The sequence below is a fragment of the Bremerella sp. TYQ1 genome, from assembly GCF_020150455.1.
GTDB lineage: Bacteria > Planctomycetota > Planctomycetia > Pirellulales > Pirellulaceae > Bremerella > Bremerella volcania_A.
Genome location: NZ_CP083740.1, coordinates 1,408,633 through 1,432,936, shown reverse-complemented (window position 1 = coordinate 1,432,936; position 24,304 = coordinate 1,408,633). Strand labels below are relative to the sequence as shown.

Annotated in this window: 23 protein-coding genes and 1 tRNA gene; 18 read left to right on the top strand and 6 right to left on the bottom strand. The window is 50.9% G+C overall.

All coding sequences use genetic code 11. From position 1 onward, the window contains the following. Positions 1 to 186: 186 nt before the first annotated feature. The 3 genes from LA756_RS05140 to LA756_RS05130 all read left to right on the top strand — a co-directional run bounded on the left by LA756_RS05140 (position 187) and on the right by LA756_RS05130 (position 4,066). Positions 187 to 1,419: a hypothetical protein gene (locus LA756_RS05140; RefSeq protein ID WP_224438805.1), complete on the top strand. Its 1,233-nt coding sequence runs from the start codon at positions 187 to 189 to the stop codon at positions 1,417 to 1,419. A 140-nt stretch (positions 1,420 to 1,559) separates the two neighbouring features. Further along, on the top strand, positions 1,560 to 2,171 hold the full coding sequence (locus LA756_RS05135) for a glycine zipper domain-containing protein (protein ID WP_224438804.1): 612 nt from the start codon (positions 1,560 to 1,562) through the stop codon (positions 2,169 to 2,171). 170 nt (positions 2,172 to 2,341) lie between these two features. Then, on the top strand, positions 2,342 to 4,066 hold the full coding sequence (locus LA756_RS05130) for a PQQ-binding-like beta-propeller repeat protein (RefSeq protein WP_224438803.1): 1,725 nt from the start codon (positions 2,342 to 2,344) through the stop codon (positions 4,064 to 4,066). Here LA756_RS05130 and LA756_RS05125 read toward each other — a convergent pair. Next, a complete protein-coding gene (locus tag LA756_RS05125; protein WP_224438802.1) occupies positions 4,063 to 5,193 on the bottom strand; it encodes a hypothetical protein in 1,131 nt (376 codons plus the stop codon). The genes LA756_RS05130 and LA756_RS05125 overlap by 4 nt on opposite strands. Positions 5,194 to 5,349: 156 nt before the next feature. Here LA756_RS05125 and LA756_RS05120 point away from each other — a divergent pair, with 156 nt between their 5' ends. From LA756_RS05120 to LA756_RS05075, 10 genes are all read left to right on the top strand, one after another. Beyond that, positions 5,350 to 6,174 (top strand): SDR family NAD(P)-dependent oxidoreductase, encoded by an 825-nt coding sequence (locus LA756_RS05120; protein ID WP_224438801.1) that lies wholly within the window; start codon positions 5,350 to 5,352, stop codon positions 6,172 to 6,174. Between the two features lie 7 nt (positions 6,175 to 6,181). Further along, the gene (locus LA756_RS05115) at positions 6,182 to 7,606 is read left to right on the top strand and encodes a DUF6513 domain-containing protein (RefSeq protein WP_224438800.1); all 1,425 of its coding nucleotides are present in this window, start codon (positions 6,182 to 6,184) and stop codon (positions 7,604 to 7,606) included. Further along, positions 7,596 to 9,032, top strand: a complete 1,437-nt coding sequence (gene pabB, locus LA756_RS05110; RefSeq protein WP_224438799.1) for an aminodeoxychorismate synthase component I — start codon at positions 7,596 to 7,598, stop codon at positions 9,030 to 9,032. The genes LA756_RS05115 and pabB overlap by 11 nt, the downstream gene beginning before the upstream one ends. Then, positions 9,029 to 9,694 (top strand): aminodeoxychorismate/anthranilate synthase component II, encoded by a 666-nt coding sequence (locus tag LA756_RS05105; protein WP_224438798.1) that lies wholly within the window; start codon positions 9,029 to 9,031, stop codon positions 9,692 to 9,694. Before pabB ends, LA756_RS05105 begins: the two co-directional genes overlap by 4 nt. Before the next feature lie 74 nt (positions 9,695 to 9,768). Beyond that, on the top strand, positions 9,769 to 10,296 hold the full coding sequence (locus LA756_RS05100) for a DUF447 domain-containing protein (RefSeq protein ID WP_261362090.1): 528 nt from the start codon (positions 9,769 to 9,771) through the stop codon (positions 10,294 to 10,296). Between the two features lie 20 nt (positions 10,297 to 10,316). Continuing rightward, a complete protein-coding gene (locus LA756_RS05095) occupies positions 10,317 to 11,306 on the top strand; it encodes a hypothetical protein (RefSeq protein WP_224438796.1) in 990 nt (329 codons plus the stop codon). Positions 11,307 to 11,344: 38 nt separating this feature from the next. Then, a complete protein-coding gene (locus tag LA756_RS05090) occupies positions 11,345 to 12,058 on the top strand; it encodes a pyridoxine 5'-phosphate synthase (RefSeq protein ID WP_224438795.1) in 714 nt (237 codons plus the stop codon). A 99-nt stretch (positions 12,059 to 12,157) separates the two neighbouring features. Next, positions 12,158 to 13,045, top strand: coding sequence for a 4-hydroxy-tetrahydrodipicolinate synthase (dapA, locus tag LA756_RS05085; protein WP_224438794.1), 888 nt, complete (start codon positions 12,158 to 12,160; stop codon positions 13,043 to 13,045). Between the two features lie 31 nt (positions 13,046 to 13,076). Further along, positions 13,077 to 14,177 (top strand): glycosyltransferase family 4 protein, encoded by a 1,101-nt coding sequence (locus tag LA756_RS05080; RefSeq protein WP_224438793.1) that lies wholly within the window; start codon positions 13,077 to 13,079, stop codon positions 14,175 to 14,177. Between the two features lie 129 nt (positions 14,178 to 14,306). Beyond that, positions 14,307 to 14,648 carry a hypothetical protein gene (locus LA756_RS05075; RefSeq protein WP_224438792.1) on the top strand — a complete coding sequence of 114 codons (342 nt, stop codon included), beginning with the start codon at positions 14,307 to 14,309 and terminating at the stop codon, positions 14,646 to 14,648. Between the two features lie 7 nt (positions 14,649 to 14,655). On the opposite strand, the gene mgtE is transcribed toward LA756_RS05075, so the two are convergent. After that, positions 14,656 to 16,005: a magnesium transporter gene (gene mgtE / locus LA756_RS05070; RefSeq protein WP_224438791.1), complete on the bottom strand. Its 1,350-nt coding sequence runs from the start codon at positions 16,003 to 16,005 to the stop codon at positions 14,656 to 14,658. Positions 16,006 to 16,315: 310 nt separating this feature from the next. Between mgtE and rnc the strand changes: the two genes are divergently transcribed. Beyond that, positions 16,316 to 17,059 carry a ribonuclease III gene (rnc, locus tag LA756_RS05065; RefSeq protein ID WP_224438790.1) on the top strand — a complete coding sequence of 248 codons (744 nt, stop codon included), beginning with the start codon at positions 16,316 to 16,318 and terminating at the stop codon, positions 17,057 to 17,059. Between the two features lie 225 nt (positions 17,060 to 17,284). Further along, positions 17,285 to 17,716 (top strand): response regulator, encoded by a 432-nt coding sequence (locus tag LA756_RS05060; protein ID WP_224438789.1) that lies wholly within the window; start codon positions 17,285 to 17,287, stop codon positions 17,714 to 17,716. Here the strand turns inward: LA756_RS05060 and LA756_RS05055 are convergent. Next, the gene (locus tag LA756_RS05055) at positions 17,713 to 18,456 is read right to left on the bottom strand and encodes a hypothetical protein (RefSeq protein WP_224438788.1); all 744 of its coding nucleotides are present in this window, start codon (positions 18,454 to 18,456) and stop codon (positions 17,713 to 17,715) included. The two genes, LA756_RS05060 and LA756_RS05055, sit on opposite strands and share 4 nt — an antisense overlap. Positions 18,457 to 18,584: 128 nt before the next feature. On the opposite strand from LA756_RS05055, the gene LA756_RS05050 reads away from it, so the two are divergent. Continuing rightward, positions 18,585 to 19,148: a methylated-DNA--[protein]-cysteine S-methyltransferase gene (locus LA756_RS05050; RefSeq protein ID WP_224438787.1), complete on the top strand. Its 564-nt coding sequence runs from the start codon at positions 18,585 to 18,587 to the stop codon at positions 19,146 to 19,148. 189 nt (positions 19,149 to 19,337) lie between these two features. Next, a tRNA-Arg gene (locus LA756_RS05045) sits at positions 19,338 to 19,411 on the top strand. Between the two features lie 603 nt (positions 19,412 to 20,014). On the opposite strand, the gene LA756_RS05040 is transcribed toward LA756_RS05045, so the two are convergent. The 3 genes from LA756_RS05040 to LA756_RS05030 form a co-directional block, all read right to left on the bottom strand. Continuing rightward, positions 20,015 to 20,440: a GreA/GreB family elongation factor gene (locus tag LA756_RS05040; RefSeq protein ID WP_224438786.1), complete on the bottom strand. Its 426-nt coding sequence runs from the start codon at positions 20,438 to 20,440 to the stop codon at positions 20,015 to 20,017. Positions 20,441 to 20,713: 273 nt separating this feature from the next. After that, positions 20,714 to 22,108 (bottom strand): sigma-54 dependent transcriptional regulator, encoded by a 1,395-nt coding sequence (locus LA756_RS05035; protein ID WP_224438785.1) that lies wholly within the window; start codon positions 22,106 to 22,108, stop codon positions 20,714 to 20,716. 10 nt (positions 22,109 to 22,118) lie between these two features. Next, complete coding sequence (locus LA756_RS05030; RefSeq protein ID WP_224438784.1) at positions 22,119 to 23,348, bottom strand: sensor histidine kinase; 1,230 nt, start codon at positions 23,346 to 23,348, stop codon at positions 22,119 to 22,121. Positions 23,349 to 23,989: 641 nt separating this feature from the next. Between LA756_RS05030 and LA756_RS05025 the strand changes: the two genes are divergently transcribed. Continuing rightward, entirely contained in the window at positions 23,990 to 24,262 is a 273-nt protein-coding gene (locus LA756_RS05025) for a hypothetical protein (RefSeq protein WP_224438783.1), read from the top strand. Positions 24,263 to 24,304 lie beyond the last annotated feature (42 nt).

Sequence of the window (24,304 nt, the reverse complement as noted above, 5' to 3'; positions counted from 1 at the left end):
GTCAAAGACGTTACACGGAATACAATCGCTTAAGAGAGTCGGCACAACTTGTTTTTGAGACAGGGATTAGGGACGATGTTATCCATTTCGAGCAACTATTCGTGGACGAATTACTAGATCTACCACTACAATATGGATGTTAGCCTGCCTGTCTCATTCCACCCAAAAGGCTGGGAGCCTATCACTTTGCCCGATAAATCGTTGCTGCCACCGCTCGGCCACCGCTTTCGGCTTGGGGTATCCCTTGCCGCTTGTTTGTTGATGGGGGGATTTGTTTGCGCGGATGAAGCGCAAACAGGTGGCAACTCGGAATCTGAAGCACGCTCGAATGAATTGCTTGTCAGCGACTTAGGGGCACAAGAGTACGCGGTTCGTGAAGAAGCGGAAGCCGAGATCCTGCAACGTGGTGCAGATATTCTCCCTCTTCTAAACGATGCTCGTCGATCGCCTGATTTGGAGGTCCGCCTCAGAGCAGCCACGCTGTATCAACAGCTCAGCCGAAGCATTCGAAGAGAGAATTTTGAACGCTTTCTCGCGATGGACGAGAATGTTCAACTGATGGGGTGGGAACAGTTTAAAAAGCGTCACGGCGATGGGCTGCCGACGCGAAAGCTTTACGTAGAGATGCTGAAAAGTGAGTGGGATACGATCGCGACACTCGAAACACAGCCGCAATTGATCGACTATCTTTTGTTTCAACGTGCCAATAAGCTGCGCGAAGAAATGTACGGTCCACGGCAGTCGCAAGTAACGGAGGGTAGTGCTGCGGCGATCATGCATGCGACATCGTTCGAAGAAATTCGAATTACACCGACGACGATGGAGCAGATGAAGTTGCTTGTAGCGACGCCGCAACTGACGGAATCGCTGCAAGACCCAGAAAGGAGCGCCCCGCTCTTAAGTGTTTTCGACCGATGGTTGGAGACGAATTTAGAAGCTGGGCGTTTCACCGATGAGATGCGGTTTATCGTTTTGTCGACTTGTTTGCGGGAAGGTATTTCCAGTGGAAAGATCGTGGCTAAGCAAATGCTGGAGCAACGAGCGAGTCCTGCTTACCAAAACGGTTTCGGACAGTTTGGTGCGATCAATGCCAATCAGCAAATGATGTATGCAATCTTGGCGATTGCGAAGCTGGGAGGCAAAGAAGATATCGATCAACTGAAGGAATATTTGGACGATAAAACCGAGGTCTCTCTTCACTCGGTCCAAGGCGATCAATTCAAGACCCAACTCCGTGATGTCGCGTTGGTTGGTGTGCTGCATCTATCTGGGGAAGACCCGAAGGATTATGGTTTTCCGAGAATTACGAACGATCCCAATTTTCTCTATAGCATTCGCTCCATTGGTTTCACTGCCGAAGAGCAGCGAGACAATGCATTTCGGAAATGGGCACAATACGAAGCCGAAAAGTCTTCTTAATGGCGAGTGCTAGCGTGCTGGCAATCTGGATTGACCCGATTGATTGAAGTTGGCATGATTCCGCGACGTGTTTTTGAGTAGCGCCTGGCGATTGCCTTGGACGATACGTAATAAACACGCTGTCGTTCAAGGAGGAAGTCATGCGCATCGTTGCGCCATTCATTTTATCTGTATTGATCTTATCGGCGGCTTCGCTGGGCTGTCGTTCACCGTATCACCAAGACCAGCTAGGCCTGGTGGGTGCTGGAACAGGCGCGTTAGCCGGGGCTGCCATTGGAAGTGCTTCCGGTCACACGGCTGGGGGAGCAATTATTGGCGGTCTGGTCGGTGCCACCGCTGGTTCAGCTGTCGGTGCTAATATGGATGAAGTTGAGGCGCGGAACCAAGCCCTTTTCCAGCAACGACTTGGCCGCCGATTGGAAGGGCAGACGACGTTTGACGACGTCATCGCGATGAGTAAAGCAGGACTAAGCGACGATGTCATTACGACGCATATTCGTCGCCATGGGGTGGCACAAGTTCCAGCCGCTCCCGATCTGATTTACCTTAAAAACAATGGCGTTAGCGATCGGGTAATCAATGCACTGCAGAATCCGCCCATCGAAGTGGCTCAGGCCCCGCCGGTTCGTGAGCGTGTGATCGTCGAAGAGCATCACTATGGACCGTATCCCTATTGTGGTCCACATTGGCATCATCGTCGCCATTACCACCATCGCCCGGGAGTGCACTGGGGAATCACAGTTGGACATTAGTTGGCGCATATTACGCGCAAACTTGGCGAATGGGAAAGCAAACTGCTTTCCCATTTTTATGCGCTTTAACGATGGTTGCGGAGAATTGCTTTCAGACCGGCAGTTCGCATTTGCTGAGAACCGCTATACTAAATCTTGACCGTAGGCGGACTTCTTGTTTCAGTGAGACGATGATGACAAACGATCGATCCCAGGACTCTTCAGCACCCGATAAAGAAGCTGCTCAAACGACATCCGTGCATTATTTCCCACCTCCGCGGACATGGATGTTGGCTGGTGTATTTTTGCTGATTGGTGTCGTCGGATTCTTTGGGAGAATCTTGGGTGATGGGCCACTAGCCGCTGCCTACGATACGATTTGGTTTCTCCGTGACCCTGCAATATGCAACTTGATGGCGTTAATCGGCGGGTTCTTTTTCTGCTTCATTCCCTTGATGTGGTTCACCTTCCGTAGCAGTTGGTCTGGCCGCGTGCGTTTCGTTCCTTTGACCATTATCGTGATCGCTGTCGGAGCATTCTTCGCCGTTTTTAAAATCCAGGGTGTCTCAGGCGAAATGATTCCACGCTTTGGATATCGATTTGGTAAGGCGCCCGATCAAAAGTTGGATGCATTTTCAGCAACTGAGACATCAGATAACGACGTCGCCGGACTGACCGTTGAAGAAGATCCCAAGGCGTTTCCTCAATTTCTGGGGCCGGACCGAAATAATCGATTGCCGGGGCCAACCATTCAAACAGACTGGACAAAGTTTCCGCTTGAGGAACTCTGGCGGATTCCAATCGGTGCTGGATGGTCAGGCTTCGCTGCGCTCGATGGTCGTATCTACACAATGGAGCAGCGTGACAGTGAAGAGCTGGTGACGTGCTACGACATGAAGACCGGAGAACCGATTTGGGGATCCGGCGTCGATGCACGGCACTACACCGTCATGGGATATGTCGGGCCCCGGTGTACTCCCCTGCTCTTCGACGGGAAGGTTTATGCTTCCGGTGCGACAGGCATCTTCCGCTGCCTCAATCGACAAACAGGCGAAGTCATTTGGCAGCATGATCTCAAGGAAATGTTTGGCGTTTCACCTGAGGTTGAATCGGCCAACATCGCTTGGGGACGAGCGAACAGTCCTCTTGGGTATGAGCTGGAAGATCGAAAAATTGTGATCATTCCGGCCGGGGGAGCTGATGTAAACGATCGTGAGGCTATGGCTTCGCTTGTCGCATTCGATGCCGCAACTGGCGAAAAAGTCTGGCTTGGCGGTCACGAGCAAATCAGCTACGCCTCGCCAAGCGTTGTTCAAGTTGACGGAAAAGATCAGATCGTCAGCATCAACGAAGCCAACATCACCGGGCACGATCCGTCAACGGGAGACGAGCTTTGGGCGCTGGAATGGCCTGGAAGCTCGCATGGCAACGCGACATGTTCCCAAGTGCATTCACTTGGAAACAACCGTTTCTTTGTTTCCAAAGGATACGGACAAGGCGCGCGGATGTTTCAAGTAACTGCGAATGGAGATGGCTTCGAAACCGCTGTCCTGTGGGATAATTCACGTGTGTTGAAGACCAAGTTCACGAATGTGGCGATCGCCGGCGATGATATCTTCGGGCTGAATGATGGAATCCTGGAAAAAGTAAAGCTAGAGGCAAAGCGACCTGAATGGCGCGAACGAGGGTTCGGACATGGGCAAGTGCTGCTCGTCGGTAATACTTTGTTGGTGATGGGGGAAGAGGGTGAGTTGGCCGCCGTCGATACGGAGTCAGATGAGTATCAGGAATTCTCGAGAATCAAAGCTCTATCCGGCATCGCGCCGACGTGGAATCCACTGTGCATGTACGGTGACTTGCTTCTCGTGCGTAATGCGGAAGAAGCGGTTTGTTACCGAGTGCCTACTAAGGATTAGGTACATTCGTCGAGAAGCCAGTCTTCCAGGTTCATCTGCTTGATGGTGGGGGCTCTTAAGAGATAGGCTCGCTCGCCGATCAATGCTTGTAGCCAGGGGCGATAGACCAGTGTCGAAAGTGCTCTCGTGCTTATGCTTCCTTTGACTTGAGCTTCCACATTTTCTGCGAGCCTACTGTAGGTAGCTGGGATGATGTTAGGCTCTGGTCCTAAATGCACAATATTCTCTGTCCCGCTGCTAAGCGTATGGTAAACGGCTTGCCAAAGGTTTTGCGGTTTATCAACCCACTGGCAAATGATTTCTCGAACGTTGGAGTCGGTGTAGCTACACGCTCCGGTGACTAAAGAAAGGACTGGCGGCTTAGGGGGCGTGAAGCCGCTTTTCATCTCGCTCATCAATAGCGATGCTCGCGAATTAATGTGTTCTCGCCAAACGATCGGTGTATGCATTGGCGGCCATTTGTGAGGGTTCTTTTTCAAATGAACGCGATCCGAGATGATCTCTTCCAGTCGTTGATGAAGCCGCGACGGTGTGTTGCCTTCGCCGATCACGATCACGGAGTTCGGAGAAAGTACAGCCGAAATCCCGATCAACCCATTTCCCTCGGCATTAATTTGCTGACAAATGCGATGCACGGTGGAAGCACTGAGCGTCGACTTCCGACAAAAGACGACTGCCAACGTACAATCTGGTGCGAGTTTGGCAATATCGCTCGACAACGCTAGAGGGATCGTCAGTGCGTCTTCGAGCGACAAGCATCGAGCCGCAACAAGCGCGGTGAGTTCACCCAAGCTATACCCCATAAGGTACTGTGCGCTGGCTAGATGAACATCAAATTCCTTCTCCAGAATATCGACGTGAGCCATTTCTACGGCCATGATCAAAGCAATGGCGTCGGCATAGCTGGAAAGACCGGTCTCTTGGGATCGAACTACGCGGTTTAGTAAATCAACAGGACGATCTAAAACCTCCGAAGCAATTTGTCCACACTCTCTCAAGCGATGAGTAACATATCCTCCAAATCTTGGATGGTTAAGAAGCTCGGAACTGCGTCCTAAGTTCGTCACGTTGTATCCACGAAAGACGAACGCAGTCGTACTGATTTGTCGAAATGTGTTGTCCGCCATGATGGTTGTTGTTGCCTGTTGGGGAGCGTTCAGAGAGGTAATTCCGCAAAACGCAGACTGGAATCTGCTGACTGATGTTCAGCCGGCATCCCGCATTGTCTATCGACAATATACAATGCAGAGAGTTAGCGAGGTCAAATTCGGGAATGATTGAGTATGCCAACCGCCCCCCAGAAAGCCACGAACGATTTTAAGCTGCACGGTAAAGTGGCTGCAGTCACTGGGGCTGCCAGTGGAATTGGCCGAGCCGTCGCACTCCAATTGGCAAGCCAGGGAGCCTCGTTGGTCCTTCACACCCGAAGTAATGATCACGGGCTGCGGGAAACTGCCAATATGGCTCAGGGAATTAATCCTGAGGTTTCTGTAGAGCTGTTCATCGAAGATTTCATTGATCCTGCCCAGCAAGATCGGTTTTGCCAGCAAGCATGGGATTGGAATAAGTCGCTGGACATTTTGGTGAATAATGCTGGCGTCGATGTCCTGACTGGTGCGAACTCACAGCTATCATTCGAGGAAAAGCTGGAGCTCGTTTACCGAGTCGACGTCGTCTCGACGATGCGTATCTCCCGAAACCTTGGCAACATGATGCGTAGTGTGCCAGGAAGCAATATCATCAATATCGGCTGGGATCAGGCCGAACATGGAATGGAAGGCGACAGCGGAGAAATGTTTGCCGTTTCGAAGGGTGCCATCATGGCATTCTCGAAAAGTCTTGCAAAGTCGCTCGCACCGCAAGTCCGCGTGAACTGTGTGGCACCAGGTTGGATCCAAACGGCGTGGGGAGAAAATACGTCGGAGTATTGGCAGACGCGAGCGAAGAGTGAAGCACTCCTTCGAACCTGGGGTAATCCTCAAGATATCGCTGCAACGATCGGATTCCTCGCATCTCCTGCAGCTCGTTTTATCAATGGTCAAATCATTCCGGTAAACGGTGGCTTTAACCACGGTGGCCAAGCTCCCCGTACTTCTCAGGAGTCTTGAGAAAAGAATGGCACATCGCCATATTCATTTCGTCACCGGGAAATTGGCTGAGTCGTCTCTAAGAAACGTCTTAGCAGAACTTGCGCCACGCGCAGACTTCCGATACTCTGTCCAAGTACTCAATATCACTGTCGCCGCTTTGATGACTGCAGAGTGGATTGCCAGGCGACTAGAAGTTCCCCCGGAAGCAACGGAGGTAATGGTTACCGGTTATTGTCGTGGGGATCTTTCTTTAATTGAAGAAGTTGCCAATGTGCCAGTGCATTTGGGCCCCAAAGATCTGAGGCAATTGCCAGATTGGTTCGATCAGCCGACGCTGGCGGATGACTATGGAGAGTACGATGTCGAAATCATTGCCGAGATCAATCATGCTCCAAGCTTTTCTTTACAAGAGATTCTCGCGGAAGCCAGGCTTCTGCAAGCGGCCGGAGCGGATCGAATCGATGTAGGGTGCGATCCAGGCAACGTTTGGTCAGGCGTTGCAGATTGTGTCAAAGCCCTTGTCGATGAGGGGTTTCAGGTTTCAGTCGACAGTCTGGAACCTAAAGAGATCGCCCCCGCGGTGAAAGCAGGAGCGACGTTGGTACTTTCCGTCAATTCCAGCAATCGTGAGCACGCGGCCGATTGGGGAAGCGAAGTGGTCGTCATTCCGGACGATCCCAAAACGCTGGAAGGCTTTGACGAAACCATTAATTACTTGGTGCAAAGAAATGTCCCGTTCCGACTTGATCCGATCTTGGAGCCGATCTCCTTTGGGTTCACGGAAAGCGTCGTTCGATATTTCGAGACCCGACGTCGGTACCCCGATGCTGAAATAATGATGGGGATCGGAAATCTAACCGAATTGACGGATGCTGATTCTGCCGGCATAAACGTCATGTTGTTGGGAATTTGCCAAGAGCTGGGAATCCGTAGTGTCTTAACGACGCAGGTGATCAATTGGGCAAGATCGAGCGTCCGAGAATGTGACTTGGCTCGACGGCTCATGCACTACGCGCTTGAACATCGAACGTTGCCAAAACGAATTGAACCCAAATTGGTCACACTGAGAGATCCGAAAGTTGCGGAACCGCGCGAGGAAGAACTGCTCCGGTTATCTGATGAGTTGAAAGATCAGAACTACCGCATGTTTGTGGCTCAGGAAATGCTTCACTTGATCAGCAGCGGTTTGCATTTGAAGGATACCGACCCTTTCTCGCTATTTGAAAAATTGGATGCGACGAATCCCTCAAACTTAAGTCCGTCGCACGCGTTTTACCTTGGGTTCGAGCTCTGCAAAGCGATGACGGCGATGCACTTGGGAAAGCAGTATCGCCAGGACGAAGCACTCGACTGGGGGTATCTCACTCATCAGGAGCAATCTCACCGAATCAAGCTGCATAAAGATCGTCCTTCGCGCGAGCGCCGAAAGGAATCAGACAATGACTCCTAGGCGATCGGTATTGGGAAAGCCCTACGTCTTGTCGCTCGACTCGTCGCTTAGGCCGGAAAATGTATTTCCGAAGCTGGCATCCCTGCCGCATGTGTTGTGGCTTGATAGTGCTCGGCCTGACGAAACTGTGGGACGGTACAGTTTCTTAATGGCAGATCCGGTCGACACCGTTCAAGCCGGGCCTACTCAAGTCGAAGCGGCGCTATCTCAATTGGCTGCGCTCGAAGATTCTTATCGTCTTGGCAAGATTGATGATTTGCCTCCTTTTCAAGGCGGTATGGCGGGTTATTTTTCGTACGACTTGAATCGAACGTTTGAGGTCGTGCCTGAGACAGATTTCAACGAATTCAACCTGCCGTTGTTATCCTTTGGGATCTATGACTGCGTACTGGCGTGGGACCACCTCCTGAACAAAGCTTGGCTAATCTCTACCGGTTATCCTGACGTAGAGCCGGAGAAGCGAAACGTTCGAGCAAAGCAGCGTGCAGAGGAATTCGTTGCTCTTCTGAAACGATCCGAAGCGTCTCCTGTTCAAGAACAGTCAGGAGCGGGACGCGTAATCCCTCCAACTGATTTAGCGCCCTGCTTTGCTTGCCCCGAGTGCCCTGGCGTCATGAGTAACTTCGCCAAAGAAGACTACTTGGCCGCGGTTAAGAAGTCGGTGGACTACATTCATGCCGGCGACATCTTTCAGGTAAATCTGTCTCAGCGGTTAATTGTCGAGGAAAAGTCGTCATCGATCGCGTTGTATATGAAGTTAAGAGAGAAGAACCCTGCTCCATTTGCGGGGTACTACGATTTTGGGATGGGGCAAATCGTTTCGGCGTCGCCGGAGCGATTCATTTCAGTCCGTGATCGTCAGATTGAAACGCGTCCTATTAAAGGAACCAGGCAACGCAGTGGACGGCCAGAACTAGACATGTTTTGGGCGGACGAATTGGTTCGCAGTCAAAAAGATCGCGCCGAAAATGTCATGATTGTTGATTTACTGCGGAATGATCTTTCCAGAATCTGCGATCCAGAGAGTGTGGAAGTCACCAGTCTTTGCGGATTAGAAACGTACCAAACCGTTCAGCATCTGGTTTCTATCATCATCGGTAAGCTCTCAGACAACGTAGGCATTAAGGAGATTCTCGCGGCCATCTTTCCTGGTGGATCGATCACGGGAGCACCAAAGATTCGTGCTATGGAGATCATTTCCGAGCTAGAGCCAACGGCTCGGGGGCCTTATTGCGGTTCGCTCGGATACATGGGATTCAATGGCTCGATCGACTGGAATATTTTAATTCGCACGATCGTAGCATCAGGCGGCTGGTGGCAGTTTCCTGTCGGTGGTGGAATTGTCGCGGATTCTGACCCCTTGCGAGAATATGAAGAGACGTGGCATAAAGCACTTGGACTTTTACACGCGGTGCTTGGTGAATGATTTTAGTCATCGACAACTACGATAGCTTTGTGCACAACCTGGCGAGGTATTTTCGCCAATTGGGACAGGAGACGATCGTACGCCGGAATGACTCGTTGGGAATTGATGACATTCGCCAGCTTCGTCCTTCGGCGATTGTTCTATCTCCGGGACCATGCACCCCTGCCGAGTCTGGCGTCTGCCGCGAAGTCGTCCGAGAGTTAGGCGATTCGTTTCCTATATTGGGAGTTTGTCTAGGACATCAGGCAATTGTCGATGTCTTAGGAGGCAAGATCATTCGTGCCACTACTCCGATGCACGGAAGAGCCTCATCGATTACGCATAATGGAAGCGGAGTGTTTCAAGCGCTTCCTTCACCAATGGAAGTTGGGCGGTACCACTCCTTGGTTGCCGAGCGAGAATCGCTTCCAGCTCAGCTACAAGTCGCTGCCGAATCCGAAGATGGTACGGTGATGGCCGTCAGCCACAAAACGCTTCCCATCATCGGGGTCCAGTTTCATCCCGAGTCGGTACTGACAGAACATGGTTATGCCATGTTGAGGAACTTTTTGCTGCTCGCCGGCATCTCTTCCTTTTTAGATACCAACGTAGCAATGCCCAAGATTGGCCGCCCAGCAAGCGACGTATCGTTGGAAGACCATTATTGGAGTCAGGAACTATGAGTCAGCCACGCTGGCCCATCATCGAAGGAATTCTGACGACCGAAAATGTAGACGGATCCGTCAACGTTGCTCCGATGGGGCCGAAAGTCGAAGGCGAGTTTGCTTCACTTCTCTTGCGGCCGTTCCCTGGTTCTAAAACCTATGAGAACCTACTACGTACCAGGCGAGGCACATTTCATGTCACGGACGATGTCGAAATGATCGCGCAGGCTGCCGTTGGAGATTTGAAGCACGCTCCTGAATTTCTCGTAACCGGCGACAGGGGATTTCACGCGCTTCAAAATTGTTGTCGATGGTATCAACTGGAAGCAGTTCAAATTCAGACAGAAGGCGATCGGGCTTCGCTGTCTTGCCGTGTCCAAAAGTCGGGCAAAGTGCGCGAATTTTCGGGACTTAATCGTGCTAAAAATGCGATTCTAGAGTTGGCAATCATTGCCACCAGGATTCACTTGCTTTCTTCGCAAGAGATCGATCAAGCTATTGAAACAATGCAATCATGGGTTGAGAAGACCGGTGCGGAAGCGGAACTTCGGGCCTGGAAATTCCTAAAAGCGACAATTGCCGAGCGGAGAAACGGCCACGGGGAATCGTCGGGAAGGTAGGACATCGCTAAACTTAAGTGATGTCTCTTTTCAAACCTTCACCTCAGCCTGCCCTTGATGCGCCTTTGTTGGCGAAAGTAGCGGTCGGTGCGCGGCTGCATTTTGGTCTGCTGGCGTTTCACGCCGAAGACTCATCTTTCGGTGGTGTCGGCGTGATGATTGATCGGCCCGGTTTAGAGGTTTTTGCCAATCGGGCAGATAGCTTTTGCGTTATCGGACCGCTGACGGATCGGGTCGATTCATTTGCGCGACAATGGCAGGCATACTCGGGACTGAAGCTACCTGCGGTTCGACTCGCTACGAGAGGGCAACTTCGAGACCACGTGGGGCTAGGATGTGGAACGCAGCTAGGTCTAGCCGTTGCCACATTGTTGTCGAAACTTGCGGACTTTCCACTGCCTGATTTGTCCACGTTGGCAAGCAGTGTCGATCGTGCCAAGCGTTCGGCCATTGGCTGCTATGGATTTCTGGAGGGTGGTTTCCTATTCGAGACAGGACATCGCGACGATAGCTTTCCACGTTTGGCGTTTCGTGGTTCACTGCCAGAAGAATGGCGATTCGTGCTGGCGACGCAGCATGCGATTCAGGGACGCCACGGCGAGGATGAGGAAGAAGGTTTTCGCCAACTCGAAAGTGTTCCGGAGCCAACGACGGAACGTTTACGAGAAATGGTCGAAGGCGAAATGATTCCAGCGCTTCAAACAAGCGACTGCGACCGATTCGGAGAAGCGGTCTACGAATACGGTTGCCTGGCCGGTGACTGTTATTCGGAGCTACAAGGAGGCCGCTACGCGAACCTGACTTGCACCGATATTGTCCAGCGAATGCGAAGCTTTGGAATCACCGGTGTCGGACAGAGTTCTTGGGGACCGACCATTTTTGGAATATGTGAAGATGCCAGGCAGGCCGAAGCACTTTGCGCTCTCCTGCGAGAGCGGTATTCTGAGAATGAATTGCAATTGGAAATAGCGGAACCGAACAATCATGGTGCCCAGTTGGAGTGGGCATAACATAACGGTTGATTCGTAATTGAAAGGATCTTTCATCCATGCCTCATCTGGGTGTGAACATCGATCACGTTGCCACGATTCGGCAAGCTCGTAAGACCAACGAACCTGACCCTGTTTGGGCCGCCGCACTCGCCGAACTAGGGGGAGCGGATTGTATTACGTTGCACTTGCGTGAAGACCGTCGGCATATCCAAGACCGTGATTTGGAAGTGATGCGGCAGACCGTAAAAGTTAAGTTGAACCTCGAACTCGCGGCCGAGGCCGATGTCGTTTCAATTGCTTGTAAGGTTAAGCCTGACCAGGTGACTCTAGTGCCTGAGAAACGTGAAGAAGTTACCACGGAAGGGGGTTTGGATGTTGTCACTCACGAAGCTTCGATCTCGAAGGCAATCGAGCAGTTTCGCGAGGCAGGCATTTCCGTAAGCCTTTTCCTGGATCCAGAGCCTTCCCAGATCGACATGGCAGCTAAGTTGAAAGTGGATGCGGTCGAATTGCACACCGGACAATATGCGCTGACTTGTGGCAAAGATCAGCAGAAGGAACTGGCCCGGTTATCACTGGCTGGCGAACAGATTCATAAAGCCGGGATGCAGCTTCTAGCTGGTCATGGGCTTACTTATACGAATGTTCAGCCGATTGCCCAGATTCCCGAAATGGCCGAGCTGAATATTGGCCACAGCATTGTTTCTCGGGCCGTTTTTGTAGGTTTCCGAGATGCCGTCGCCGAAATGAAACGGCTGATCTGCCCTTAGGCGGCACTGGCAAAAACAACAGGCGTATCGTATTATAGGCCGGTCTGTACTAGACATTCGGTCGTTCGTTGAGAAGTTCTTAATCATTTGGTGTTCGGCATGGCACGCAAAGGCAGTGATTTCGCAGGTGTTTCGGTAGCAATCACGACTCCTTTTAAGGGAGACTTGGTGGACTACGACTTGCTGAAACAACAAGTCGAATTCCAGATTGAAGCTGGGGTGAATTGCCTTTGTCCGGTGGGTACAACCGGGGAATCACCGACCCTATCGCATGACGAACACGAACGCGTTATTAGTGCGGTTATCGAGACAGTCGGCGGACGTGCAAAGGTTATGCCTGGCACGGGATCGAATAGCACTCACGAAGCACTTAAGCTGACTCGCTGGGCAGCCGCCGAAGGTGCAGATGCGGCGTTAGTAGTTGCTCCTTACTACAACAAGCCTACCCAAGAAGGGTTCTATCAACACTTCAAGGCTTTAGCGGAAGATTCCAGCATTCCAATCTGTGTGTACAACATTCCTGGACGCACAGGCAAGAATATCGAGCCGGAAACAATCGCTCGTTTAAGTGAGTTGGAAAAGATCCAGTTGGTCAAGGAAGCGACCGGATCTATGGATCAAGCATCGCAAGTTCTCGAACTCACAGATCTGACGCTGTTGAGCGGTGACGATAGCATGACGCTTCCGTTGATGTCGATCGGCGGCGAAGGTGTCATTTCCGTGGTCGGTAATATTGTTCCTGGCGACATGTTGAATCTGGTTAAAGCAGCCGCGGAAGGTGACTTCGCGGAAGCTCAGAAGATGCACTTCAAGCTCTTTACGCTGTGCCGTGAGATGCTTGGATTGTCAACTAATCCGATTCCGATCAAAGCTGCCATGAAGATGCTTGGCCGCGATTCGGGAGAATTGCGTCTACCGATGACACCATTGTGCGAGAATGGCGAAAAGCGTCTTTCGCAAGTGTTGACCGACTACGGATTGCTATAAGCGTTCTCTTCATTTCGGTTTGCTCACGACAATGCCTAGGATCGTCTATCTCTGCGAATACGGGACGATCTATGGCGGTGAAAACTCCATGCTCAGCGGGCTCTGTGCTATCCAGAGCCGTGGTTTTGACGTGGCTGTCGTCTGCCCGCCTCATACGGCTCTTTCTGCTCAGTTGAGTCAGCTTGGTATTAAGCAGATTCCGTTTACTTGGGTAGACAGCACCGGAAAACGAAAACCGCTTGAATTGCTTCGGAATGAGCTCGCGAAGACTATTCCAGCTTGGCAAGCGGATATAGTCCACGCGAATAGCTTGTCCGTTTCCAGAATTCTGGGGCCTGTCCAGCGAGCTGTTGATGTGAAGTTTGTTGGTCATCTGCGAGATATCATTAAGCTGAACAAGCGCGTCATTGCCGACATTTCGATGTTGGACGAGATTTACTGCGTTTCGACAGCAACGCGTGACTTTCATGTGGCGCAAGGGATGGCGATTGGAAAATCTTGCGTGCTGCACAATGGAGTAGATCTGAAAGAGTTTGCGCCTTCAAAGGAACGCGGTGAATCAGACGTTCTCCGGCTCGTCTACATTGGACAACTCGTCATGCGCAAAGGGATCGACGTCCTGCTCGACGGCGTGCGATTAGCCATTGAGCATGGAGCAAATGTTTCGCTCGATCTGTACGGCGAACGTCACTCTACCAAAGAAGAAGCCCATGAGTACGAGGCTGATCTCTATCGATTCGTTGAGGCGAATCGTCTGGAGCCGCACATTCATTTTCGTGGGCGGACTAATAACACGCCGGAAATACTTCGCCAATCGGATGTCTTGGTGCATGCCGCTCGGCAGGAGCCATGGGGAAGAGTGTTGCTCGAAGCGGCGGCGACGGGCTTGCCCATAATCGCCACGCAAGTGGGTGGAACGAACGAGATGTTTCCTAGGGACGAAGCGATTCTTGTCCCTGTAGACAATCCTTTCGCGATAGCAAAGTCGATCGGAGAACTTTACCGATCGCCAGAACTTCGGCAATTATTGGGGCGGAACGCAAGGCAACGAATCGAACGATTCGGCATTGACGATTATGCCGATAAGTTGACCGACCGATATCGAAAAGTGCTGGGAAGAACCCCGAAATAGCTCAAGACCAACGAGTGGCGTCGAAAGTGAGCTACGATTGTTTGGCTGAATGTCGATTCGAATGGCGGATCCTGCTCAGCTCACAATCCTCTTCTCAGTCGTCTTGTCGTAACGCAATGTAGGTCTGTCATGAGCATGTCTTGCCAGGAACTTGCCAGCCGCATCGAACGCATGCAACCTAACGCAGAGCCGCGTGATGTTGCACGTCTATGTCTGCTATTGTCCAACTGTGTCGAAAACCTCGCAGAACTCGACGATGATAAGATCCTGACAACAGCGTGGCAGGAAATGGGGCTTAGGCTCCAGGCGGCGACCGACCAGCACGCTGCTATGACAGATGAATTGGACGAATTAGCCCATTCCGATCCCCGCAAGTTCTCGCCGGATCAAATCTGGGTCTTAATTCGTGCGATCAAAGTACAAAGTCAGATTCTCCAGATGTATGTTGGCCAGCCTCTGATTGACGTTTAATTTTAGGCTATTCCAGTAACAGCAATGCGACCTTTAGATAAATCACAATCCCCAGCAGGTCGATAAGTCCAGCCACAAATGGGTTACTCATCAAAGCGGGATCGAGCCCAATCTTCTTAAACATTAACGGCAGCATCGATCCAATCAGCGTCCCGGCCATGACCACCAACACAAGTGTTGCCGGTACAACTAACGCTGAATAGGCTGACGGCGATTTGAAAAGCGCAAGCAGCAAACCCATAAAGGCCATGATCAGGCCCAGAATGAGGCCCATCGCAAGTTCTCGACGCATGATCGTCCACCAATCTCCAATGCTTGCTTCCCCCTTGTTAAGGGCGGTGATCACGAGCGTGGCAGATTGATTACCAGAGTTTCCACCGGTTGAAATAACCAAGGGAATAAAGATGACCAGCCAAGGTATTCTGGCCAGGTCAGCCTCGAATTGCTCTAAGGCAAACGTGGTCATGAAGGCCCCCACGAACAGCACAGCCAACCATACCCCGCGCTTTCGGCTGAGTGTTAAGACGGACGTTCGCAGATAGGTTTCCTCCAGCGGTTCGACAGCTGCAGCACGATAAGCATCTTCGGCGGCTTCTTCGACAACAACGTCGAGAATATCGTCGTGGGTAATAATGCCGACAAGACGAAGTTCTTCATCCACGACAGGAATGGCGAGCAAATCGTAGTCCGCCATCTTGCGAAGAACTTCCTCTTGATCGTCCAGGACATTAGCGTGGATGACCTCTGTTTCCATGATCTCGCTCAGCTTCTTCTGAGGCTTGCTCAGCGCAGAGACAATATCACGAGTAGAAACGACGCCATGGAGGCTTCCGAAGTCATCGACGACATATAGGTAATAAATCGTTTCGAGGTGTTCCGCTTGGTTGGTTAATTCTGCGAGAGCTTCCTTGGCGGTCAGCGTCTCGCTAAGACGTGCCATCTCCGTTGTCATGATGGCGCCCGCGGTTCCCTCGGCGTAATTCGAGAGCCTCAGAACATCACGACGATCGTCGGCCGAGAAGCAGGCCAGAATCTGTTCGGCGGTTTCTTCTTCTACTTCCCCCAGAAGGTCGACCTGATCGTCGGCAGACATGGTCGCCACGACTGGCGCAACCGACTGAGGCGGACGTGCTTCGAGCATTTCCGCTTGGCGATGGTAGTCGAAGTATGAGAGAATCTCGCCTTGAAGACTTAAGTCAGCATGGTCCAGAACTCCCCAGGCCTCTTCCGGGGTGAGCCCTTCCATGAATTCTGCGGTTCGAGCCGGATGCAGCGCGGTGCAAAACTCTCGCAGACCATCCGAGTCGTGCTCTGACAGCATTTCGCGAAGTTCCGGCAGGTACAAGGTGTTAATCATGGGCGTCCTTCGGAGCTTTATTCCTAATTTGCCACTTTTTCGCGTCGATTAGGTAATATCTTAGCGTTCTAAGCCAACCATGGGAGGGACGGCGAAAATGACCTGGCAGGCTAAAATCACAGATTGAAGCGAATTCCTGCTCCTACTTCGTGAGGAATTGAACAAGGCGATTGACTTTCCTGCCCCCTGAAAGTAGTTTTTACGTATCAAACATTACCAATAGTTGGGTATTTCCTTCGTTTTGCTGGTGTTCTTTTTGAAGCCAACGAAACGAAGAAAATATCGAACGTACAAAACGGATCCGTTCGATATGCTACGAGGTCAAGACTCGCCGGCAACCGGCGCAGATCAACTCTCCGAGTGTGAACAGAAGCTCGGTTACAACTTCAAAAATCGCGAACTCTTGGAGTCTGCACTAACCCATGCCTCTGGGGCGAGCCATCGCCTTGGAAGTAATGAACGGTTAGAGTTTTTGGGAGATGCCATTCTTGGCAAGTTTGTCTGCGAGACACTCTTCCGACGCTTTCCGAACTATCTGGAAGGCGATCTCACACGCATCAAATCGATTGTTGTCAGTCGCAGTACGTGTGCGCGACTCAGCGATGCAATGGGTCTCGAGCCATTTCTAATACTTGGCAAAGGAATGGCCTCGACACAGTCTATTCCTAAATCGCTGATGGCAGACGTTTTTGAAGCGATCATTGCTGCCATCTATCTGGATGGTGGGGACAGCGCCGTAAACGCCTTCCTGGCAATTGTTCTGGAAGAAGAAATTGAACAGGCCTCAGCTGGTGAAGTTGGCAGCAATTACAAGTCGATGCTCCAGCAGTATGCCCAGCGCGAGTTTGGCACCACGCCTAATTATGAACTTGTGGCAGAAAAAGGCCCTGACCATAGCAAGTTCTTCAATGTAGCCGTTCACCTGCAAGGCAATACATACACATCTGCGTGGGGAGCCAACAAGAAAGAAGCGGAACAACGAGCGGCTCAAAACGCCCTTCATGAAATCCAGGGCGAGAATCCACCCTACACAGAAGAAGTTGAATCAGAATAACGCAACGATTGGCAGCAAAACTTAACAGTTCTTCTCAGGATGATATTGCCAATTCATCTGACCGAATCAACCGGAACTTTTTAGGTTGGCAATTGCGGTTTTCCCTCTCATTCGTTTCGTCCAATGTGTTTGGGAATAGCCTATCTTGCTCAGAGTATCGTCGATTGATTTTATCAAATCGACGTAAGGTTTCTCCTCTGGTTTAGCTAAGTCAGTAATTGGGATATGGATCGCCCGCTTCAAGCAGCCGCTTTGCCTCCCCTGCTCTGCTTGCCGAGCCTCGAATCGGTTCGCGTACTGGCAACAGAGGACCAAGTATTCCATCAAGAGATTTTGAAGCGCGCCTTGATCAGGCATGGCGCGATTATCGAGATGGAATCAGATGGAGCTTCCACGTTGGCACGTGACGATCTTCGAGATTTCGACGTGATGCTGCTTGATTTGATGCTACCAGATACGGATGGCATCGAATTAGCCGCATCAATACGATCTGCCGGAGTCGAAACTCCTTTAATTGCCGTTACCGCCGGAACGATGACATATACCCGCGAAATGTGTATAGATGCCGGATTCGCAGGGTTTTTGGAAAAGCCGTTCTCGCCTATTGGCTTAGCAGAAATTATCCGCTCGGTTTGTCGTAAGACGATAAAAGACTAGCGAATGGTGATTGCCTGTTTAAGCGGTTCCAGGATGTTTCCAATAACATGCTGTTCCAGTAAACCGACCGCTTGATCATGCAAACGCTGAAATGCCGAAACGTAAGTTTCGTTTTCGTCCAAACTGCCAAACCGACGAACGGTTAGGTAAACACTTAGCTGTTCTTCGGGGAACTCTCCGGTACGCACATGGTATGCTGACGTACGTGTTTCGATACTCAGACGAAACTGAGTGCGACAGTCGTCATCGAGACTGCACTGAATTGCTGGTTCGAAGCCAATGATGCGGTTCTCATTGCCTTGGACCATTCGATCCAATGCGGGAGGCAGGCCTAGTGCTTCGGCTACCAACTGGTTGTGATTCCCACCGTAGGTAAAGTCAAAGCCATACATCGCGTTCAGCGACTCGCAATCCAGCGGGCTGATCGATAAGGCATATGGAATTTGATCGAGCACGAAGTTGTGTTGCTCGACCGCCTCGTCAAAAGTGGCCGGATTTACATGGCCGGAAAGAATCCGTTTCGGCTCGACCGACGTCCAGCGATAGCTGCCGCCATCTTTGTCTTCCTCCAGAACAAATTCGTTGCGATCCCGAGCGTAGAAATTTCGCATCTTGGGATAGCGTTTACGAACCTGTTCAAAAAAGTGAAGAACCGTGTCTCGCCCGCTTGGTAAGTCCATCTCCGTGTTGAGATTCATGTTGATGTAGAAGTCGTCTGTCAGCGAGCGGATATCCACCATTCAAACCTCCTAAAGCTGATTGGCGTGGCGAAACACGCGGCCGGCAGGAGTGGCACAGCCTAGCAGCAAGTATAGAATGACCTTCACAAAAGTGTCAAAGGTGCCAAGTTAGGCGAAAGTCGCTCCCCATGCCTGCGAAAAAGCGATCTCTCATTTCCGAAGACAGCCATCAAGAGACTACGGTTCAGTTTAAAACCGCATTAGGACGCGGCGAAATCACCTGGCGTCAGGACCGTGTTGCCCATTTTCGTTGGCTGCGAAATCGTGAGAATGCCGAAATCCACACCCTACGCCCCAATCTGACTCGCGCACAACGCGAGTTGATTCAAGACATGCAAGATTACGCGGAAGGCATGTTTATCGACTTTTCGCAGGTTCCCCTCGACATCACTGGCGGAACGCCATTTCAGCAAAAAATATGGACCGCTTGCCAAAAGATTCCCTATGGTGAAGTGGTCACTTACGGGCAATTGGCCGAATTGGCAGGCAGCCCTAGGGCAGCTAGAGCCGTCGGAACTGCCATGGCGTCGAATAGGGTCCCGATTATCATTCCCTGCCACCGCGTTATTGCGGCTGGTAATCAAATAGGCGGATTTACCAGTCCGGACGGGATCCGGAGAAAAAAGAAATTACTCGATATGGAGTCAGATGGCTCCCGCAGTGTAAAGATGCCCCAGACACGGTCTGTGTAGGCTAGATGCGAAGTCGCGTCTGGGCAAAATTGAGACGCTTTGCCGAAAATATGGCCTATAAATGCATATTTTTTCACTCGCGAACCTAAGATGCCTGCCCGCGTCTTTACGGGAAGCTAACGCATCACTATAATCCAGGATCTCGCGTCAAAGGAACTACTGCTTAAGAGCATTCGTTCCCGCGAATAAGTGGGTGTAGCTCAATTGGATAGAGCATCGGTCTACGAAACCGAAGGTTGAAGGTTCGAGCCCTTCCACCCACGCTGAAAAAAAGCCGTCATGTCTTAAAGGCATGTCGGCTTTTTTTATGCGCGATCTTTCGCGTCAAATTGTACTTACTGAATTCCCCTCGCCTCGAATTTGATCTGCCTTCGAGCATAAAACCAAGGAGTCGCACGAAAGACAGCACTGAGATAAGTATTCCGAGTGTGGGCTGTTGGTACTCGCAGTACTTTGACGTGTTTTGATAACTAATGGTTTGAAATCTATTCAGGCAGAGTCTTCCGATGGTGAATCTTCCAACACTTCATACAACTGCCGTAAGACGTCGGGTGGACTGAAGCCATGCTGGTTGCAAAGGTAGCGTAATGATTTTCCCGCACAGTTGCTGTCTATACCTAGACGCATGAAAACGGCACTGGTTTCCGGATGTTCGATCAGCCATTCAGGAATTGTTGAGTCGAGGTCGCATTCCATTCAAAGACTATAGCCCTTGGCTTTTTCCCGAGTGAGGATAAAACTCCAACTTACGGTTGCGTAAGACAAGTTCCAATACCTCGGTCGTGTTAATTGAAAGTGAGACTCCAATCCCATTCCTCGAAGGAGTAATACTCCGAGGGCTGGGAATAAGATGAGCCCTGAGGCCTCTATAAAATTGCCTCAGGGCGTTTGCCTGGGGCAAATACGTCTTCGATTTCTACTTTCACATTTCCGCTAGGCACCGGCCAGGTCACCACGTCTCCGATTCGCTGCCCCAGAATAGCTGTGCCGATGGGGGCAAGTACCGACAGCTTGCCTTCGATAATGTTCGCTTCATTGGGAAATACCAATGTGAACAAATCTAACTCGCGAGAGCTGACGTCACGAAGCTGGACGGTCGTGTACATCGCAACGACATCTGGGGGAATTTTGTCAGAGTCGACAATTTCGGCGATGTCCAATTCCCCGCGTAGATCTTTCAGGTATGGCTTGTGAGCCAGCGCTAACGCGAAACTGTCATTAAGTAAAGCCAAGAGACGACGATAGTCCTTATCTGTCAGGATAAGCTGCTTCGGCGACTTCTTCTCTGTCACAATTGTGTTCCTCAATAGAACAATGCTTCGTGGTTAAAAAAAGGGAAAGACACGACTACGCATCAAAACCGGGTGGGAAGAAAAGATGCGTGAGTCGTGCCTCTGCCCCTTTTGAAAGCAATTGCAATCGTCAGACCAATCGGAATTCATTTTGAGGAAACTTTAAAGGCCGGAAATCTCCGTGGCTCTCATCGATAACACGATGTTGAATGAGATAAACCATCCAGTTTAGTGCCAACAGCCGTTGTCACCAGCAAGGTAAGGTGACAGTGCTCATTCTCGAAAATCGGCTGCCGAGATACCGTGCTTCTTCAGTAATTTATGAATGCCCTGACGAGAGACTCCAGCTTGTTCGGCCGCGTGAGAAACATTGCCGTTGTGTTTCGTCAGAAGCAGTGTCAGGTATTTATAATCTGCGTTGTCCAAAGCGGTCTCTCGCGAGACTTCACCCATCTCGTTCTCGACAACCGATCCGGATCTATGTTCCCTAAGGATGTTAGGCAGATCACTCATATCGATTTGACTGCTTTGCGACAAGGCAATCGTTCGCTCGATCACGTTACGCAATTCTCGAATATTGCCTGGCCAGTGATATTGTTGAAAACAGTCGAGGACGTCTGTTGCGATCTGCTTTGGATCATCTTCACTATTTCGTAGTGTCTCAAGAAAATGGTGGGCAAGCAGGACTACGTCACTTCCTCGGTCTCTAAGCGGAGGTAGCTCGACGTGGATTACTCCTAACCGATAGTAGAGATCTCGCCGAAATCTTCCGGCAAGTACTTCTGATTCTAAGTCGCGATTCGTGGCGCAAATGAACCGGGCATCGAACCCATATGGCGTGGTCGAGCCCACCGGAGTAAAGGCCCGTTCCTGAACGGCACGCAGTAATTTAGCCTGTGACGGAAGCGGCAGTTCGCCGAGCTCATCAAAGAATACCGTCCCTTGCTGACTGCGTGCCAGTAAGCCCTCCTGATCGGCAATGGCACCGGTGAACGATCCTTTCCGGTGGCCAAATACGATCGATTCAAATAGGTTTTCTGGAATCGCGGTACAGTCAATGATCTGGAATGGGTGCTCCCGCCGTGAACTTCGTTCGTGAATGGCTCGTGCTATTACTTCTTTACCGGTACCACTCTCGCCCGAAATAAGTACGTTCGTGTTCGTCGGGGCAACACGATCAACGATCTCTAGAATGTCGAGCATCGGCTCACTCTGAGCAATAACTGCCGGGAATGACTCAAGGAGCTGCTGCTGATTCCTACTCACAGTTTGTGTTTGTGATGTTTCAGGGCATTGCTGCAAGATTCGTTGGATGCTTGATATCAAGTCATCGTACTTCACCGGCTTCAGAAGATAGTCTGCGATGCCCAAACGCACACTTTCAATCGCTGTTGGAAGAGACGGAACGCCGGTGACGACGATCAACGGTATATCGGGCCATTGCTCTCGACCTTCTTTCAAGAGTTCAAGCTTGAAGTTGCCAGGCATGTTTAAGTCAGAGAGAATTAAGTCAAAAGGTTCTTCGGCAAGGTATTTCAATGCAGTGCTTGCGTCCGATACGCAACGACATTCGTAACCGGCCTTCTTCAACAGTTCTCCGGTGGTGATCAAGAAGAGAGGCTCGTCATCGGCAACGAGGATTTTCTTCGTAGCTTTTTCGGTTTGCATCTCTAAACCTTTAAGGCTTCACGAAACTAGAGAACGGATCATCTCGCGGGATTCGTTTATCCATTGCCCGCGGCAAGACAACTTCAAACTCGCTTCCCATGCGATGTTCGCTCTTGACGTGGATTTTGCCTCCCATCGCTTCTACGAGACTTCGTGAAACGGAAAGGCCTAGCCCCATTCCTTCACGACTTGTACTGGTCTTGGTACTAAAAAAGGGATCAAAGATGTGTGGCATGACATCAGGGGCGATTCCATCGCCTTGATCCAGGACGGTGATAACCACAGTCTCGAGCGTCGTGGCATAGAGAATCGTTACCGTATCTCCGAAGTCAGAGGCCTGAATCGCATTGCGAACCAAGTTGAAAAGTATCTGCTTTAGCTCTCCCTCACGTAAAGATACCTGTGTTGGCTCCAAACTTCCTGCGGCGATCCCAGAATTCATACGTTGGTCAATCCAAACGTTGGCCTTACGTGAAACAGGCTCTAGTAACGCAAGTACTTCATCGATCACTCGAGAAATATCGAATGCTCGGATCGCTTGTTGGCTTGGTCGGTAGAGTTGGTACATCTGGTGCGTAATGCCACTGATACGATCGATTTCGTTGTCAATTAAATCGAGCAAGCCGACATGCTCGTGGTCTTCGGGGACTCCAGAGCGAAAGAGGGCGAATGCGTTTCGTATACCTGCCAAGGGATTATTTACTTCATGAGCAACCCCTGCAGCCAACTGTCCCAGTGCAGCCAGCTTCTCCATCTGCAGTCGCTGTTTTTCCAGTTCTGCGACCTGTGCGGTCCTTTCCTGAACAAGCTGTTCAAGATGGCGATTGTGCAGGCGTAGTTCTTCGCGAAGTTGGTGCCGCTCGGTAACGTCTCGAATACTCGTGCGAAAACCGAGGTGCACTCCTTTATCGTCAAACATCGGTTGCCACGAAATCGCCATCCAGCGCTGCGTTCCCTCCTGTTGTATTGCCAGGAACTCGACGTCGTTTCCACTTCCACCCTCAATCGCTTCGCGCATAACGCGTGCCATCCGTGGACGATAGCTTGAATCGACGAGTGACAATGGATAGTCCTCCATTTTCAGGCAGTCTTCAGGCGAGTGGCCTGTCATCCGCTGGACTGCGGCATTCACCCATTGCAACTTTCCATTGGGCGCATGCCAGCTTTCCCAGTCGTAGGTGCAGTCTGCGATTGCTCGGAAAATGGGACTTCTATTGAAGTCACCCTCGTGCTTTGACAAATGAGGTATTTCCATATCCTTGTTATACCGTTTGACTCCTGTTCGCAGCCAATGGTTCAAAATGATTTACAACGGCTGACGGACAGGTGGCCATTGCCTACCCGAAAATACGAAAGCTGATTGCCAGCCACAGCACTAGTAACAATCCCCCATGCACCCATAGGGACTCCTTTAAGCCGAGGGGTTTCGTGGCCTTATGATGTCGTAGAGGTTGGGGACGACGGTGGATAATTTTTGGATAACCCATCGAGTAGTCTCCGGCAGGTGGAATGCGAGGAAACCGGCTGACACTCTCAATGAGGTTCATGCAATCGTAGTGCCATTGGTAGTAAAACAGTTTGGAAGATCATTGCAGCCTCATTCACACTCGGCGAAATACGGAACTCTGCCGCTCAATGCAGACTTCTTCGACAACTTAAGACGACCTCTGATGGATTGCCCAATTCAACCACTGCTGATGTCCAAATTTGAACGAGTCTCCTTGGAGCGTCGCCGTGCGTTGACACTGTCATCAGGGCATGACGGATTCGGCGGACAAAATGTGCTTCAACCGCATGATTCTATCATCGGCATGCTGATTGCATCTCCAAGCTGAGATGACAACACGGATGTTCCCATTCCTAGAACTGGAGAGCACAGCCATGTCGCCCATTCGTCCTGTGAGCGAGATATACAATCCAATTGCCCAGAAGCAGATTGCTGGGGCGCGAGCGCCGAGCAATCGGACGGGAACAAATAGATTAGGCCAAGATCATAGAAAACAAGACTGGCCGTTAAGCAAAGACATGGAGGCAAGCTGTATCACGATCGGTACCATTTCGATGGTCATGCTCGCGCTGATACCCATCGTCCTGTTATTTCTTCTTGCGTTCTTAAATCCCGATGTCCTCATGATTCCGATCACACCCAACTAAAGAGAAGAAGTTAGTTGGCGAGTGTAGAAATTCGGAGCTTGT

What these genes read in the sequence shown, in the direction of transcription:
- LA756_RS05120 (WP_224438801.1), top strand. Translation starts at nt 5,350, where the DNA reads ATGCCAACCGCCCCCCAGAAAGCCACGAACGATTTTAAGCTGCACGGT.
- LA756_RS05060 (WP_224438789.1), top strand. Translation starts at nt 17,285, where the DNA reads ATGGATCGCCCGCTTCAAGCAGCCGCTTTGCCTCCCCTGCTCTGCTTG.
- LA756_RS05035 (WP_224438785.1), bottom strand. Translation starts at nt 22,108, where the DNA reads ATGCAAACCGAAAAAGCTACGAAGAAAATCCTCGTTGCCGATGACGAG.
- LA756_RS05095 (WP_224438796.1), top strand. Translation starts at nt 10,317, where the DNA reads ATGTCTCTTTTCAAACCTTCACCTCAGCCTGCCCTTGATGCGCCTTTG.
- LA756_RS05050 (WP_224438787.1), top strand. Translation starts at nt 18,585, where the DNA reads ATGCCTGCGAAAAAGCGATCTCTCATTTCCGAAGACAGCCATCAAGAG.
- pabB (WP_224438799.1), top strand. Translation starts at nt 7,596, where the DNA reads ATGACTCCTAGGCGATCGGTATTGGGAAAGCCCTACGTCTTGTCGCTC.
- LA756_RS05100 (WP_261362090.1), top strand. Translation starts at nt 9,769, where the DNA reads ATGGGGCCGAAAGTCGAAGGCGAGTTTGCTTCACTTCTCTTGCGGCCG.
- LA756_RS05105 (WP_224438798.1), top strand. Translation starts at nt 9,029, where the DNA reads ATGATTTTAGTCATCGACAACTACGATAGCTTTGTGCACAACCTGGCG.
- LA756_RS05080 (WP_224438793.1), top strand. Translation starts at nt 13,077, where the DNA reads ATGCCTAGGATCGTCTATCTCTGCGAATACGGGACGATCTATGGCGGT.
- dapA (WP_224438794.1), top strand. Translation starts at nt 12,158, where the DNA reads ATGGCACGCAAAGGCAGTGATTTCGCAGGTGTTTCGGTAGCAATCACG.
- LA756_RS05090 (WP_224438795.1), top strand. Translation starts at nt 11,345, where the DNA reads ATGCCTCATCTGGGTGTGAACATCGATCACGTTGCCACGATTCGGCAA.
- mgtE (WP_224438791.1), bottom strand. Translation starts at nt 16,005, where the DNA reads ATGATTAACACCTTGTACCTGCCGGAACTTCGCGAAATGCTGTCAGAG.
- LA756_RS05130 (WP_224438803.1), top strand. Translation starts at nt 2,342, where the DNA reads ATGATGACAAACGATCGATCCCAGGACTCTTCAGCACCCGATAAAGAA.
- LA756_RS05025 (WP_224438783.1), top strand. Translation starts at nt 23,990, where the DNA reads ATGTCGCCCATTCGTCCTGTGAGCGAGATATACAATCCAATTGCCCAG.
- LA756_RS05075 (WP_224438792.1), top strand. Translation starts at nt 14,307, where the DNA reads ATGAGCATGTCTTGCCAGGAACTTGCCAGCCGCATCGAACGCATGCAA.
- rnc (WP_224438790.1), top strand. Translation starts at nt 16,316, where the DNA reads ATGCTACGAGGTCAAGACTCGCCGGCAACCGGCGCAGATCAACTCTCC.
- LA756_RS05115 (WP_224438800.1), top strand. Translation starts at nt 6,182, where the DNA reads ATGGCACATCGCCATATTCATTTCGTCACCGGGAAATTGGCTGAGTCG.
- LA756_RS05125 (WP_224438802.1), bottom strand. Translation starts at nt 5,193, where the DNA reads ATGGCGGACAACACATTTCGACAAATCAGTACGACTGCGTTCGTCTTT.
- LA756_RS05135 (WP_224438804.1), top strand. Translation starts at nt 1,560, where the DNA reads ATGCGCATCGTTGCGCCATTCATTTTATCTGTATTGATCTTATCGGCG.
- LA756_RS05055 (WP_224438788.1), bottom strand. Translation starts at nt 18,456, where the DNA reads ATGGTGGATATCCGCTCGCTGACAGACGACTTCTACATCAACATGAAT.